Raw genomic sequence first — 15,212 nt, 5'->3', positions numbered from 1 at the left:
CCTTAGAACTCGACAACGCCGCCCTCCAGGGCGGCGTTGTCGTTTAGGGCATACGCCATCAGCGACGCTACGCTGGCCGCTACCTCCGCTGCGGGCCCCCCCGGTTCATCGGGATAGATCGTCACGGCGAGTGCAGAGAATACCAGCCGCAACAACGTTGCGTGAGCCGATCACTTGGTTTGCAGCAGATAGCCCCGGTTGGTAATGACGACGGCTATGGTTGCACCCTTTTTCTCCCGTGGCCCGGTGTCTCCGTCCATCTGGACGATGGCGGTCCTTGTGACGGTCAACATGGTTGCTCTCCCCGCAAATGCCCGCGAGCCCTCGACGCGGGATGTTGCCGGATGGACCGTCGCGGTCGGGAAGGATGGCGAGGGGTGTTTCATCACGCGCAGCTATGACCGCACCGGTGGGACGACCCTGTTGCTCGGGCTCGACCCGGACGGCGCGAACCGCCTGTCGGTGTTGAACGCGCATTGATCGATCAAGCCCAAGGCGGAGTTGAAGCTCGATTTCCGTCTGTCGGGCGGCAGCTATCCCAAGCATTTCGCGGTCGGGATCGCGTCGGACGGCAAGCAGGGGTTCGTCACCAGCTTCGAGCCGCAATTCCCGACCTATTTCGCGACGTCCCGGCTGCTGGAGATCACGCGCGGCGAGGTGCCGGTCGAGCGGCTGGACCTGGCCGGCAGCGGCGCCGCCATCGCCGCGCTGCGCCGCTGCGTCGCGGAGCAGCGCGCGCAGGCCAAGGGAGCGGACAGGCCCGATGTTCGGGCCGATGATATTCCCGTCGATCCCTTCGCTCCGTCGGCCAAGGCGAAGCGCAAGAAGTGATCCCTCTCGCACTGGACGTGCGACGGAACGCCCCAAGTCCACGATATGCGGTGGGCAATAATCGGCTGGGCGAAGAACAGGCACAGTCGAACAGATGACGGATTGCAAGTCGAACGCGACACGGCTTGATTGTTCCAGTTGGTTAATGACTGGAAGAAATGTGATGTCTGCTTTCGCGTCGAAATCCCTAGTGGCGGTTGTGGTGCTGGCCGGTGCGGTCAGCCTTGGCGGCTGTGCGACCAAGTCCTTCGTTCGCGAACAGATCGCGCCGGTGAGCCAGCGCGTCGATACGCTGGAGGCCAAGCTGCAGGAAACCGACGGCACCGCCAAGTCGGCGCTTGCGGAGGCCCAGGCCGCCGCCGGGCAGGCCCAGAATAACGGTCAGCGGCTGGATCAGCTGAATGGCCGCGTCGATGGCGTCGAACAGCGGTTGACCGTGCAGGAGCAGAAGCCCGCACGCCGACCGCGCCATTGATGACCCTGGGGGCGGTGTCGAGTCCCCGATCCACCCTGTCCCCTTTCCTCGGTCGGCCTTCCTTATGGGGAGGCCGATCTTTTTCGAGTATGCCGCACCGATGAAGCCGATCCTGCGCGCCCTGGCCGCGCTGATGATGATCACCCCCGTCGCGGCGGGCGCCGCGCATCCGCCAAAGCCTGCCAAGCCTGCCAAGGCCGCTCCCGCCGATCCGGTCATCCTGCCGTCCGACGGCGCGACGCGGGTCATGGCCTGGGTCGCCGCATCGGGCGACAATCGCGGGCTGCCCTGGGCGGTGGTCGACAAGGCGCAGGCGGCGATGTTCCTGTTCGATGCGAAGGGCAAGTTGCTCGCCTCGGTGCCGGTGCTGGTCGGCATCGCGACCGGGGACGAGGCCAGCCCCGGCGTCGGCGGCAAGAAGCTCGCCGATCTGGGCCCTGCCGAGAAGACGACCCCCGCCGGGCGATTCCTTGCCAGGTTCGGACTGCCGGTGGCGGGCCAGCGCGTCCTGTGGGTCGATTATGCGACCTCGGTCGCGCTCCATCCGATCCCGTCGGATGCGGGCGCCAGGGAAAAGCGGCGCGAGCGGATGCTGTCGCCGACGCCGGAGGACAATCGCATCACCTTTGGCTGTATCAACGTGCCCAAGGGTTTTTACGGCCGCCAGTTGCGCCCGCAATTCCAGAAGAAGGGCGGCTATGTCTATATCCTGCCCGACACCAAGCCGCTGGAGCAGGTTTTCCCGCGTCTGCGCGTACAGGCCGTCGCCGCTTCCTAAATTGGATGGATCAGACCGGCGCGGCTGCGTCGAGATAGGCATTGCCCCCTTCGTCCCCAAGCCATCCCACGGGCTGTACGCCGGATTCCTCCAGAACCGCCTCATAGGCCGCGGCACCCAGTGAGGCGGACTCGAGCCCGGTCAGCGTATCGCGCCACGCGCACGCCTCGCGCGGGACGCTGACCAATAGCCTGCCGCCCGGTTCCAGTGCCTGGGCCATCCGACGCAGCATGTTCGGTTGCTCCGCTGCGTCCAGCAGGAAGAGAAAGCCGATGGCGATGATCCCGGGATGACGGCGGTTGAAAAAATGACTGGTCTGCGCCGGTTCGCACGCGATGGCCATGTCTGGAAAGCGCCGGGCGAAGGCGGCTGCGAGCCTGGGAGCGGCGTCGACCCCCGCCACGCGATATCCCTTGTCGACCAGGGCCTGGGCGATCGGCATGCCGTGGCTGCACCCGATGTCGAGAATCGTGGCACCCAGCGCGATATGCCGCTCCGCCCAGCCGCTGACCGCCGATGTTCCGATGCCGGAGCGCAGCGCGACGAAGCGATCGGCGACGGCTTCCCAACCGGCGGAACTGTCCGTCATGCTTTCGCCCTCCCGCCCGATCGAACCGGTCCATGGCACGGCATCCCACCGGCCGATCCGCCATACAGGATCAGACAGCGACCGATCCATCCGGCACGCGACATATTTAATCGTTTGCAAAGGCTTGTCCGGTAACGAACTCCCCAATCAACAGGGGAGAGGGATATTATGCGTCTTCAACGGCTGCTCATTTCGGCCATTCCGTTCGCGCTTCTGGTACCGGTGCAGGCTCAGGGGCAGACGGCGCGGAGCGACAAGTCTGCGGACGACAAGGCCGCGCGGGCCGATATGCTCAACAAGGATGTGGTCGTCACCGCCGTGGCGCGTGGGCGCGATCGTCTGGACAGCGCCATCTCGACCAGCTCGCTCGGCGCGGCCGAGATTCTGAAGGCGGCGCCGCGTTCGACCGCCGAGATCTTCCGCAACATCCCCGGCATCCGATCGGAAAGCTCGGGCGGCGATGGCAATGCCAATATCTCGATCCGCGGCCTGCCGATCGCGTCGGGCGGCGCCAAGTTCCTGCAGTTGCAGGAGGACGGCCTGCCGGTGCTGGAGTTCGGCGACATCACCTTCGGCAATGCCGACATCTTCCTGCGTGCCGATATGAACGTGTCGTCGGTCGACGCCATTCGCGGCGGTTCGGCCTCGACCTTCTCGTCCAACTCGCCGGGCGGGGTCATCAACATGATCTCCAAGACCGGCGAGGTGCCGGGCGGTGCGATCATGGCGACGGCGGGTCTCGACTATGGCGAATATCGGCTCGACTTCGATTACGGGGCCAAGCTCTCCGACACGCTGCGCTTCCATATCGGCGGCTTCTATCACCAGGGCGAGGGGCCGCGCCGGGTCGGCTATGACGGCACCAAGGGCGGCCAGATCAAGCTGAACGTCACCAAGGAGTTCAGCGGCGGCTATATCCGCTTCTACGGCAAGTTCCTGAACGATCGGTCGGCGGCCTATCTGCCCAATCCGGTGCGCGTGACCGGCACCAACGCCAATCCGCGATACGAGAACGTCCCGGGATTCGACATCGCCCGCGATGCGCTGCTGTCGCGCTACGACACCAGCAACGTGACGCTGGACGGCCAGAATAATCCGGTGGTCGACGACAAGCGCGACGGCCAACATCCGGTGGTCAACGCCTTCGGGGTCGAGACGCGCTTCGACGTGTCGGGTTGGACCGTGACCGACCGGTTCCGCTATGCCGATGTCTCGGGCCGGTTCATTTCGAACTTCCCCTCGGCGGTCGATAGCGCGGCGGCGACCGCGACGGCGCTGGGCGGCGCGGGGGCGACGCTGCGTTATGCCAGCGGGCCGAATAGCGGGCAGGCGATCACCAACCTGTCCGGGCTGAACGGCAACGGCCTGCTCGCCCGCGTGGTGGTGTTCGACACCAAGCTGAACAGCCTGGACAATGTCACCAACGACCTGCGCGCCAGCCGCGTCTATGACATCGGCAAGGGCGAGCTGACGACCACCGCCGGCTTCTACAAGTCGCGCCAGACGATCGACACCGACTGGCTGTGGACCTCGACGCTGATGGACGTGCGCGGCGACGGTCGCGCGGCGCTGGTCGACGTGGTCAATGCCGCAGGGGTGCCGCAGACGCAGAACGGCTATTATGCATTCGGGGCGGACTATTTCGGCGGCTGCTGTCGCCGCAGCTACCGCGTCGATTACAACGTCAATGCGCCGTTCGGATCGCTGAACTACAAGATCGGGCGTTTCGCGCTGGGCGCCAGCGTCCGCTATGACTTCGGCAATGCGCAAGGGGCGATCTTCGGGTCGGATCTGGGCGGCGGTCGGGTCGGCACCACGGCGCGCGACATGAATGGCGACGGCGCGATCTCGGCGGCCGAGCGGCGCGTGGCGGTGATCCCGCTGACCAGTCCGGCGCCGGTCGATTACAGCTGGCACTATCTGTCCTATTCGTCGGGGATCAACTTCCGCGTGTCGGAGCCGTTCGCGATGTTCGTCCGCTATAGCCGGGGGGCGCGCGCCAATGCCGACCGGCTGTTGTTCGGCCCGGCGGTCAGCACGACCGACGGCCATCTGATCAACAAGGACGCGGCGGTCGACTATGTGCGCCAGGCCGAGCTGGGCCTGAAATATCGCAGGAACGGCATGTATGTGAACCTGACCGGCTTCTGGGCGCGCACCGAGGAGCAGAATTACGAGGCGACGCGTCAGGTCTTCATCGACCGCGAATATCGCGCTTATGGCCTGGAGCTGGACGGTGCCTATAGCGTCGGCCCGTTCAACATGACCGGCGGGGCGACCTGGACCGATGCCAAGATCGTCAGCGACGCGCTGAACCCCGGCGTGGTCGGTAATACCCCGCGCCGCCAGGCCCGGCTGATCTTCCAGGCGACGCCGCAGGTCGATCTGGACCGCGTCACGATCGGCGCGAACGTGATCGGCACGACCAGCAGCTATGCGCAGGACAGCAACCAGCTGAAGCTGCCCGGCTATACGGTGGTCAACGCCTTCGTGCAGTTCCGCGCCACCGACCGTATCCTGGTCTCGCTGAACAGCAACAACCTGTTCAACGCGCTGGGCTTTACCGAGGCGGAGGACGGCGTGATCCCGACCAACGGCATCGTGCGGGCCCGCGCCATCAACGCGCGGACGACCTCGCTGTCGGTGCGGGTCGGCTTCTGAACCGGCGAGGGGGCGCGCGGCCATGCGCCGCCGCCCCCCCGCTATGACCCGTCGGTTCGCTGGCGAAACACCATTGATATGTTAACGGTCGCGGTCGCATAGGCGGGCGATGCAGACGGAGCGTTCGCCCAATATGTGCCTGGAGCCGGATGGTCCCGTGAGCGAGCTTTACCGTCAATCGCTCGTGATGCGCGCCATCGGCACGCCCTTCGTCGCCGATCTGCTGGCGGCGGTGGACCGGCAGTTGGAGAATGCGCCGCAGACCGCGATGCTGATCCGCTCCTGGGGTGCCAATGCGGCATCCTCGGCGATCGCGATGCGGATCAACGCCGCCTTTCACGCGCTCGCGCGGCAGGGCAGGGTGCCGCTGCTCAGCGCGCTCTATGCCGGGGAGCATCGCCGTTTCGACGAGGCGGTCGCATTGGCGCTGGCGGCGCATGACGGCTTTTTCGTCGACTGGCTGCGACAGGTGCCGCAGACCAACGAGGTCGGGCGAGCGGCGGCGCTTCATGCCGCGCTGATGGTCCTGGCGCGCGACCATGGCCTGGACTTCGAATTGCTGGAGATCGGGGCGAGCGCCGGGTTGAACCTCAATCTGGCGCGCTATGCCTATGACCTGGGCGGCGTACGCGCGGGCATGGCGACGTCGCCGGTGCGGATCGCGCCGGTCTGGCAGGGCGCGCCGCCGCCCGAGGCGGCCGTGGTCGTGCGGGAGGCGCATGGGGTCGATCTCCATCCGCTCGACGTGAACGATCCGACGGCCTGCGAGCGGCTGGCCTCCTTCGTCTTTGCCGACCAGCCCGAACGCGGCGAGCGACTCGGCCATGCGCTGGCGCTGGCGCGGCAATATCCGCCCCGCATCGCGGCGGGGAATGCCGCCGAATGGCTCGCGATTCAGTTGCGGGAGCCGCAGGCGGAGCGGCGTCACCGGGTCGTACTGCATTCGATGGTGCTGCAATATGTCGATGCGGGCGACCGGGCCGCGATCGAGGCGGCGCTGGCGCGCGCGGGACAGGCGGCAAGCGACTCGCGGCCATTGGCCTGTATCGGCTTCGAATGGGATGCCCGGCGCGAGCGAGTCGAACTGCGTTTGCGCTCCTGGCCCGACGGTCGCGACCATATTCTGGCCCATTGCCACCCCTACGGCGCGTCGATCACCTGGCTGGAGGGGTAAATCCCGGTCCGATCGGTCCGTAACTGGACTGGTTTCACTCATAATTAACGCCATCCCCCCTAGGCGTCGTTCCAACGAAAATTTCCAAGAACGACGGGGATCATGCGCATTCATTCCATGATGGCGACGCTGGCATCACTGAGCCTCGTCGCGCGTGGCCGTCCGCTTCATCGGCAGACGGCGTCGGCTCTGGCCTGCCCGGCATGGTGATCCGCATGTCGCCCTCCGCCCCTGTCGAGAGAGTCGCATAATGCTCACGAACATGAACATTCCCAAGAAGCTGGGCGTGTCGTTCCTGGTGATCAGCCTGTCCGCGGCGGTGATGACGATCGTGTTCTTCGTCAACATCTGGGAAATCCGGAGCGCGACGGCACGCAACAACCATGCGCAGGAGGTCTATGCCAAGGCGCTGACGCTGGAGACGTCGATCCTGCGCGAGAACAGCCAGCTGCGCGGTTTCCTCGTCACGGCGGACAAGAGCTACCTCAAATCCTATGAGGAAGCGCGCAAGGAATATGACACGACCAGCCGCGAGCTGACCGCGATGCTGACCGACTCGACCGAGCTGGCCCATGTCGCCAAGTCGCGCGCCGAGGCGACCCGGTGGCGGCGGCAGTGGAGCGACCGGCTGACCGAATGGGTCAAGGCGGGGCGGCGCGACGAGGCGCAGCAGGCGGTGCGCGATGCGGGCAAGGCGGTGCTGACCAGCGACATCGTCCTGCCGCTGCGCGCGGTCCGCGACCAGGAGACGGCGGCGATCAAGGAAAACGCCGCGTCGCAGGAAGGCGCGATCACGACCGCGACCGTCGCGCTGGTGCTGGGCGGCATCATGCTGATCGGCATCGCCGTCACGCTCCAGATGATGCTGAGCCGCAGCATCGCGCGGCCGATCACCGCGCTGACCCGGCGGATGGCGGACCTGGCGCGCGGGCATAACGATGTCGATGTGCCCGGCCATGCGCGCGGCGACGAACTGGGCGACATGGCGCGCGCGGTGGTCGTCTTCCGCGACGCCGCCAAGGCCAAGGTCAGCGACGACCGCGAGCGGGAACAGGCGTTGCAGGCGATCGGTTCGGGCCTGTCGTCGCTCTCGGAAGCGGACCTGACCGTCCGTCTGACCGACCTGCCGCCCGCCTTCCATCAGCTGGCCGCCGACTTCAACCGCGCGGTCCAGAATCTCGCCGGGCTGACCAGCCATGTGCGCGGCAGCGCGGGTGCGATCCGTTCCAATATCGAGGAGATCCGTCAGGCGACGGACAATCTGTCGGCACGCAGCGAGCAACAGGCGGCCAGCCTGCGCGAAACCGCCGCGGCGGTGGGCGAGATCACGCAAGGGGTGCGCGACGGCGCGCTCAACGCCAGCCAGGCCAACCGCGCCGTGACCGAGGCACGCGACGAGGCGGAGAAGGGTGGCCAGATCGTCGCCAAGTCGATCACCGCGATGAACGGCATCGACCAGGCCAGCCGCGAGATCGTCGACATCATCACGGTGATCGACGGCATCGCCTTCCAGACCAATCTCCTGGCGCTGAACGCCGGGGTCGAGGCCGCGCGGGCCGGGGACGCGGGCAAGGGCTTTGCCGTCGTCGCCTCGGAAGTCCGCGCGCTGGCGCAGCGATCGGCGGATGCGGCGTCGGACGTGAAGTCGCGCATCCTGTCGGCGATCGAGCATGTGAAGTCGGGCGTGGTGCTGGTCGACGAGACCGGCAACGCGCTGCAACGGATCATCGGCAAGGTGTCGGACGTCAGCACCGTGGTCGACGTCATCGCGCGCTCCTCCGAACAGCAGGCGCACAGCCTGAGCCAGGTGAACATCGCGATCGGCGAGATCGATTCGGTGACGCAGCAGAATGCCGCGATGGTCGAGGAATCAACGGCGGCGGCGACGATGCTGGCCAAGGAGTGCGGCGCGCTCGTCTCCTCGGTGATGCGCTTCAACGTCGATCCGGTTGCCCCGCCCGCGACCGGCTATGCCGATCGCACTCCGCCGATGCGGCTGGCCTCGTAGCGAGCCCGTCCCCTGAGAGGGTCGGAGTGACCTAGGGCCGATCGCCATTCAGCGATGCCTTCTTCTCCCCTCGCCCCTCGCAGAGGGGAGAGGGTTGCGCAGACTTGGTCTTTGCGTAGCAAAGGCTTAGTCGGAGCTGGGTGAGGGGTGCATGCGCGCAGCGCGCGAGCCTTTGGGCTCGCTCAACCCCTCACCCAAGCTTCGCTAACCCTCTCCCCTGTCCAGGGGGCAGGGGAAGAAGACGCAACACTGAATGTCGATCCGCCCTGAGGGGATCACGCCTCGCGACGCATCGCGAAGGTCCGCGACAGGCCGTGATAGAGCTTCTCGCGGCACACCAGCGCGCTGACCCCGTCGGCGATATAGGCGGTGGCGAACATCGGCAGCATCAGGCCGCGGCTGTTCGTGGTTTCGGCCAGGATGATGACCGCGGTCAGCGGCGCACGGACCACGCCCGCGAAATAGCCGACCATGCCCAGGATCACGATCGCCGATGACGGCGAATCGGTGAACACCGACCGCAGGATGTTGCCGATCCCCGCCCCGACCGCGAGCGAGGGGGCGAAGATGCCGCCGGGCAGTCCGGCGACCGCCGTGGCCAGCGTCGCGACGAACTTGGCCGGGCCGAACCAGAGCGGCGCGTCATGCCCCGCGATCATCGCCCGCGCCGCGCCGTAACCGGTGCCCCAGGTCAGCCCCGTCGCACAGCCCAGCGCCCCCACCACCAGCCCGCACAGCGCGGCGAACAGGATCGGCTGCGCCTTGGCTTGGCGGGTGATCCGATTCGATCCCGTGGCCAGCGTCAGCATCAACCGGGAAAAGGCGCCGCCCGCCAGCCCGCCGACGATCCCGGCGACCGGCACCACGAACAATGCCGAGGCCAGGCTCATATGCGCGCCGATCAGCCCGAAATAGACATAATCCCCCTGCACCGACTGCGCGACCATGCCCGCGATCACGATGGCGGCGATGACCAGCAGGGTGACCCGCTGCTCATAGGCGGAGGCGAGTTCCTCGATCGCGAAGAGCAGTCCGGCCAGCGGCGTGTTGAACGCCGCCGCCACGCCCGCCGCGCCGCCCGCGATCAGCACCGCGCCGCGCAGGGGCACGCGCAGCAGCCGGTGGCTCAGCCCCATCACGGCGGCAGCGATCTGCACCGTCGGCCCCTCGCGCCCAACCGACGCACCGCCCAGCACCGCGACCAGCGTCAGCAGCGCCTTGCCGGTCACGGTGCGGATCGACACCAGCGAATGGGTCGCCCCCTCCGGATCGCCCTGCGCGGCGATCACCTGCGGAATGCCCGACCCGCGCGCGAGCGGGACGTAGCGGCGGGTGATCCACACCAGTCCGGCAAAGATCAGCGGCGTCGCGACCAGCGGGGCATAGGGATAGCGCGCGACGAATCGGCCGAACATCTCCCCCGCCGCATCGGCGGCCAGCGCAAAGACGGTGGCCGCCAGCCCGATCGCGATCGCGCCCAGCAAAATGGCGAGTCGCGTCCGGAATCGCACGGATTGCGGGCCACGGCTGCGGAGCAGCGCGCGGTAGCGCGCGGGTGTCCATCGGAGGGGGTTCGATCGGGGCATGCCACCGTCTTACCCCGCCCGCCGGATAAGGCTAGCGGGGGTGCTCGCGATCATGGTCGCAAGCGACGAATTCCGCGATCCGGCCAGCGGGGCCGCGCGGATGCGCCGCCCCGCTCGTCCTCACCAGTTCACGCCCGCACGGGCATAGAGGTAACGGCCGTTGAACCCGAAGGGCGAGTAATAGGGGAAGCCCAGCACGCCGGTCGAGTTGTTCGCCGCGATCTGGCGCTCCGGATAGACGTCGAACAGGTTGCTGACGCCCAGGCCCAGCTGCACGCCGCGATTGGCGGTGTAGCGCAGCTCCAGATCGGTGATCGCGCGGCGTCCGACCGGCACGTCGGCGGCGGCGGTGGTGCCCGGCTGGATCACGTTTCCGTAATAGGTCACGCGCGCCAGCGCGCCCAGCCGGTCGAGCGACCAGTCGATGCTGCCCGTCACCTTCTGGCGCGGGGTGCCCTGTTCCAGCGTCAGGATGCGGCTGCGCGCGAACAGCGTCGGCGCGGGGTTCAGCACCGCGGTCGAGGTCGGCACGCGGGTCACGTCGACATCGTTGATGTTGCCCGCGACGGTGAAGTCGAACACCCCCGCCTGCGTCGTGCGCCAGCGATAATGCGCGACCGCGTCGATCCCCTGCGTGGTCGAGGCCAGCCCGTTGATGAAGAAGCGCGCCGCCGACACGTTGAACGGCGCGAGCAGCGCGGCGACCTGCGGGCTGAACGTCGCCTGGATATTCTCCGACAGGCCCAGCTGGTTGCGCAGCTTGATGCGATAGGCGTCGATCGTCAGGTCGAACCCGCCGAACCGGATCACCGTGCCCGCCGACAGGTTGGTCGACTTTTCCGGCTCCAGCGACAGTCCGCCCAGCGCCGCGCCGACCGAGGAGACCGAGGGGAAGGTGCCGGTCAGGATCGGCACGCCATTGGTCACGACCGAGGCGATCTGGGTGAAATATTGCTGTTGCAGCGACGGCGCGCGGAATCCGGTCGAGGCGGTGGCGCGGAAGGCGAGCCAGTCGGCCACGTCGTAGCGCGCCGAGATCTTGCCGTTGGCCGTGCTGCCGAAGTCCGAATAATCCTCGAACCGGCCCGCCAGGCCCAGCAGGAACTTGTCGGTCACCTGCGCCTCGACATCGACATAGGCGCTGACGTTGCGGCGGCTGCGCTTGGTCTCGTTGCGCGGCGAGAAGCCGCCAAAGCCCTGTGCGCCGGGCGAGGCACCCGCCACCGCGCCGCTGGTCGGATAGCCATAGGAGGCCAGCTCGCCCGCGACGATCTTGTAACCCTCGCGCCGGCCCTCCAGCCCGAAGGCCAGGTTCAGCGACTGGAAGACGTCAAACTTGCGCGTCACGTCCAGCCCGGCGACATATTGGTCATAGATCAGCGCGCCATCGTCGAAATTGCGCGGGGTCGCCGCGCCATAGGCGTAATTGGCCGAATTGAGCGTGCGGAAGGCGATCTTGTTGCGGCCATAGCTGAACGACAGGTCGACATCGAACCCGGCCAGCTGGCCCTTGAGGCCCGCCGCCGAATTCAGGTCCTGCGACTTGGTGTTGATGATCGGCAGGAAGCCGTCGGGATAGCCCGCCGTCCGGGTCGCGGCGCTCGCCAGCCGGGGGAAGGCGGCGCTGCGCGAGTCGCGGTCCTGATAGCCGACCCAGCCATACAGGCTCCATGTGTCGGTCAGCGAGGTGCCCGCATTGATGAAGCCGGTATATTGCTCGACCGCCGGGTCGCCATAGCGGCCGGTGATCCGGGTCGGGGTGACGCGCGGGTCGAAATCGGCGCGGTTCGTCGGCTGGCGGTTCAGATACTCGCCCGAGACGGTGATGAAGCCGTCCTCGCCAAAGCCGATCCCCTGCCACAGCGAGGCGGTGACGGCATGTTCGCCGGTGACGTGGCGGCTGCCGCGCGCGGTATCGACCTGGGTGTCGTAGAAACCGTAATTGACCTGTGCGCCGCCGCCCGACCGGGCCTGGCGCAGCCGGAGGTTGACCACGCCCGCGATCGCGTCCGAGCCATATTGCGCCGAGGCGCCGTCGCGCAGCACCTCGATCCGGTCGAGCGCGACCGTCGGGATGGTGTTGAGATCGACCGCCGCCGATCCGCGCCCGACCGTGCCGTTGGTGTTGAGCAGCGCCGAGGTGTGGCCGCGAATGCCGTTGATCAGGACCAAAGTCTGGTCGGGCGACAGGCCGCGCAGCGTTGCCGGGCGGATCGAGTCGGTGCCGTCATTGGCGGAGGGACGCGGAAAGTCGATCGAGGGCGCGACCGCCGACAGCGCCGCACCTAGTTCGGTCGTCCCCTGCCGCTGAAGGCTCGACGCGCTGAGCACGTCGACCGGCGAAATGCTGTCCAGCCGGGTGCGCCCCTCGACGCGCGTGCCGGTGACGATGATGTCATTGCCCTCGCTGGCGGTCGTCGCCGCGTCGCCACCGGTGGGCGCGCTCTGCGCCGGTTCGGACGGCTGGCCGGGGGTGGCCTGCTGCGCCCAGACCGGCATCGCCGTCAGGCTCGCCAAAAATGTCCCCGCCAATGCGGCCTTGCGAAGCTGATGCACGCGTCGATCTCCCTTGTGCAGCCCTGTCCCTGAAGCAGGCTATATGCGCGCATGCGTCCGATTGATCGGCGGAGAAAATCTGTGCGCTGCACAAGAGGCGGTTGACCGATAGGGAAGGGCGTCAGAACCGCCCCTCGAAACTCAACCCCAGGATGCGGGGATTGGACAGGGTGCCCCGCACGCGGCCGTCGAAATCGGTGTAGAAGGACGTCGGCTGCTGTCGGTCGAAGATGTTGCTGGCGATCAGATAGGCGCCGAAATGCTGGTTTCGCCACCCCAGCTTGGCATTCACCAGCGTCAGCGGGCGGATGTCGCGCACGCTCTGGTTCACCGTGTCCTGGTAGAAGGCATCGTGGTAGGTCGCGTTCACATTGGCGAACAGCCCGCTATCGTCGTGCCACGTCCCCCCGGCGGAGGCGGTCCAGTGCGGCGCGTTGGCGAATTCGTTGCCGCTGGCCGATCGTCCGAGCGTGCCGACCGGAACGGTGAAGTCGAGGAACTTCGACCGGCTGTGCCCGACCCCGACATACAGGTCGAGCGTGCGGGTCGGCCGCCCGCGCAGCTCCGCCTCGAAGCCGTAGAGCCGCGACTTGCCCGCATTGACGACCTGGGTGTCGAACACCGCGCCGGGGGTCAGCCGCACCGCCACCTGCTGGTCGCGCCAGTCGATATAATAGGCATTGGCATTGAAACTGAGCTTGCGGTCGAACCAGTCGGATCGCAGCGCGACTTCATAGTTCCAGGTATATTCGGGGGCGTAGGTGAAGGCCTGACCGCGCTGCTGGTTGATGCCCGCCCCGCCGGCGCGATAGCCGCGCTGCACCGTCGCGCTCAGCCCGATATTGGCCGCGACGTCCCAGCTCAGTCCCAGCTTGGGCAGCCAGGCGTCATAGGTGATGGTCCGGATCGGCTCGACACTGGTCGCCCCGGCGGCGGTGGCGACCAGCAGGGCGTTCAGCCGGGTGACGATTGGTGCCAGCGCGGGCACGGGCAGCCGCGCCGGATCGGGCAGCGTGCCGTTGAGCACGACCGACTGGGTGGCGCCGCGCTGCTGCCGCTCATTGTCGTAGCGCAGCCCGGCGCGCAGTTTCAGCCGCGCGGTCAGCGGGAAGGTCAGGTCGGTGAACCCTGCCAGGTTGCGGGTCAGTCGCGGCTGGGTCAGGCGGTTGCGGATCGGAACGACGCCGCCATACAGGCCCAGCACCGTGTTCACGACCGGCTGCGACAGGCCGAGCGCCAGCAACTGTCGGTCGACGCCCAGCCGGGTCAGGTTCAGGTCCTGCGTCGCCTCGAACAGATAGTCGCGATTGTCCTCGCGCAGATAATAGGCGCCGATCAGCCCCTGGACCCAGGGCAGGTCGATTCCCAGCCGCAATTCCTGCTGCACCGTCTTGGCGGGATCGCGGGTCAGGCTGAGCTGGCCGGGGGTCGCGTTGCGATCGGGATCGGCGACATAATGGGCGCGGACGTCGGAATAGTTGGTGACCGAGGTCAGGTCGAACCCGCCGCCCAGCGCATAATGCGCCTCCAGCGTGGCGATATCGCTGACCACGCGGGTATCGGTGGCGACGTCCTCGGTGACGATGCGGTCGGTGGGCTTGTAGGGGGCGTCGAACTCATAGGCATAGACGCCGCGCACATGGCGATCGTGCAGATAGGTCGCGACCACCCGCAGTCCGGGGAGCGCGTCGGGGGTGACCAGCAGCTTGGCCCGCAGCGTCTCCGACTGGCGGGCATCGGCGTCGCGGTGGAGCGTGGTGTTGTGGACCAGCCCGTCGGTCCGGGCGACCTCGCCCGCCAGCCGGAAGGCGATCTGGTCGCCGAGCAGCGGGCCGCCGATCGCCGCGCCTGCGCGCCGCTGGCCATCGGGGCCGGTCAGCATCACGCGCGCCTGGCCGCTCCATTCGTAACCGGGGTCGGTGGTGCGCACGATCACCGCACCCGCCAGCGCATTGCGCCCCTGCACGGTCGATTGCGGCCCGCGAAACACCTCCACCTGGGCAATGTCGTAAAGGTCGAGCGGCCCGGTGTTCAGCGCCGCACGGGGCAGCACCGCGCCGTCGACATAGACGCTGGCCAGCGCCCCGTCGCCCGCGCCCGAGACGTTGAAGGCGTCGATGCCGCGGATCGTGAAGCTGGTCCGGTCGGCGCCGATCGAGACGTTGGGCGTGCGCTGGAGCACGTCATAGACGTCGAGCAGATTCTGGTTCCGGATCGTCTCGGCGGTGGTGACGGCGACGCTGGCGGGGGTTTCCTGCAGGGTGCGACCGGCCTTTTCCCCCAGCACGACGATGTCGTTGCTGCTGTCCTGCACCGTCGCATCGGGCTGCGGCGGCGGTGCCACCTGCGCGAACAGCGGCGTCGCGGCCGAGCCAAGAAGCACGGCCAGCACCGATCGAACCATCATCGTCTTATCCCCCATTTCGTTACGCTCGCGCGCTAATCATCGTGATTATGCGAGTCAATCTCATTATCACAATGGGGTAGTCGGCGCGGTGACCGTGGCGATGGTCGATCGGACAGACCCCCGCCCTGTCCGTCGGGCTCCCGGGCA

General features: G+C 67.4%; 12 protein-coding genes. 7 read left to right on the top strand and 5 right to left on the bottom strand.

The annotated features are described in order from the left end of the window. Positions 1-170 precede the first annotated feature (170 nt). Positions 171-293, bottom strand: a complete 123-nt coding sequence (locus ACFX59_RS15965; protein ID WP_309700335.1) for a hypothetical protein — start codon at positions 291-293, stop codon at positions 171-173. Here ACFX59_RS15965 and ACFX59_RS15960 point away from each other — a divergent pair. The 4 genes from ACFX59_RS15960 to ACFX59_RS15945 all read left to right on the top strand — a co-directional run bounded on the left by ACFX59_RS15960 (position 292) and on the right by ACFX59_RS15945 (position 2,084). Next, positions 292-480 carry a hypothetical protein gene (locus ACFX59_RS15960; protein ID WP_387433611.1) on the top strand — a complete coding sequence of 63 codons (189 nt, stop codon included), beginning with the start codon at positions 292-294 and terminating at the stop codon, positions 478-480. The two genes, ACFX59_RS15965 and ACFX59_RS15960, sit on opposite strands and share 2 nt — an antisense overlap. Positions 481-501: 21 nt before the next feature. After that, positions 502-831: a hypothetical protein gene (locus tag ACFX59_RS15955; protein ID WP_387433609.1), complete on the top strand. Its 330-nt coding sequence runs from the start codon at positions 502-504 to the stop codon at positions 829-831. A 163-nt stretch (positions 832-994) separates the two neighbouring features. Continuing rightward, positions 995-1,306 carry a hypothetical protein gene (locus ACFX59_RS15950; RefSeq protein ID WP_307101393.1) on the top strand — a complete coding sequence of 104 codons (312 nt, stop codon included), beginning with the start codon at positions 995-997 and terminating at the stop codon, positions 1,304-1,306. 100 nt (positions 1,307-1,406) lie between these two features. Beyond that, positions 1,407-2,084 (top strand): hypothetical protein, encoded by a 678-nt coding sequence (locus tag ACFX59_RS15945; protein WP_387433607.1) that lies wholly within the window; start codon positions 1,407-1,409, stop codon positions 2,082-2,084. A gap of 10 nt (positions 2,085-2,094) precedes the next feature. Here the strand turns inward: ACFX59_RS15945 and ACFX59_RS15940 are convergent, their stop codons facing one another. Continuing rightward, positions 2,095-2,673, bottom strand: a complete 579-nt coding sequence (locus ACFX59_RS15940; RefSeq protein WP_387433604.1) for a class I SAM-dependent methyltransferase — start codon at positions 2,671-2,673, stop codon at positions 2,095-2,097. 168 nt (positions 2,674-2,841) lie between these two features. On the opposite strand from ACFX59_RS15940, the gene ACFX59_RS15935 reads away from it, so the two are divergent. From ACFX59_RS15935 to ACFX59_RS15925, 3 genes are all read left to right on the top strand, one after another. Continuing rightward, positions 2,842-5,334 carry a TonB-dependent receptor domain-containing protein gene (locus ACFX59_RS15935; RefSeq protein WP_387433601.1) on the top strand — a complete coding sequence of 831 codons (2,493 nt, stop codon included), beginning with the start codon at positions 2,842-2,844 and terminating at the stop codon, positions 5,332-5,334. A gap of 157 nt (positions 5,335-5,491) precedes the next feature. Further along, complete coding sequence (locus ACFX59_RS15930) at positions 5,492-6,508, top strand: DUF2332 domain-containing protein (protein WP_387433599.1); 1,017 nt, start codon at positions 5,492-5,494, stop codon at positions 6,506-6,508. Positions 6,509-6,770: 262 nt separating this feature from the next. Further along, positions 6,771-8,516: a methyl-accepting chemotaxis protein gene (locus tag ACFX59_RS15925; RefSeq protein WP_387433596.1), complete on the top strand. Its 1,746-nt coding sequence runs from the start codon at positions 6,771-6,773 to the stop codon at positions 8,514-8,516. Positions 8,517-8,791: 275 nt separating this feature from the next. Here ACFX59_RS15925 and ACFX59_RS15920 read toward each other — a convergent pair whose 3' ends face one another. The 3 genes from ACFX59_RS15920 to ACFX59_RS15910 all read right to left on the bottom strand — a co-directional run bounded on the left by ACFX59_RS15920 (position 8,792) and on the right by ACFX59_RS15910 (position 15,065). Further along, a complete protein-coding gene (locus ACFX59_RS15920) occupies positions 8,792-10,102 on the bottom strand; it encodes a chloride channel protein (RefSeq protein ID WP_354296084.1) in 1,311 nt (436 codons plus the stop codon). A gap of 120 nt (positions 10,103-10,222) precedes the next feature. After that, entirely contained in the window at positions 10,223-12,601 is a 2,379-nt protein-coding gene (locus ACFX59_RS15915; protein ID WP_387433619.1) for a TonB-dependent receptor plug domain-containing protein, read from the bottom strand. A 178-nt stretch (positions 12,602-12,779) separates the two neighbouring features. Further along, positions 12,780-15,065, bottom strand: coding sequence for a TonB-dependent receptor (locus ACFX59_RS15910; protein WP_387433593.1), 2,286 nt, complete (start codon positions 15,063-15,065; stop codon positions 12,780-12,782). Between the last annotated feature and the right edge of the window lie 147 nt (positions 15,066-15,212).

Source organism: Sphingomonas sp. NCPPB 2930, from assembly GCF_042867205.1.
Lineage (GTDB): Bacteria > Pseudomonadota > Alphaproteobacteria > Sphingomonadales > Sphingomonadaceae > Sphingomonas.
This window is presented reverse-complemented; position numbering and strand designations above follow the sequence as displayed.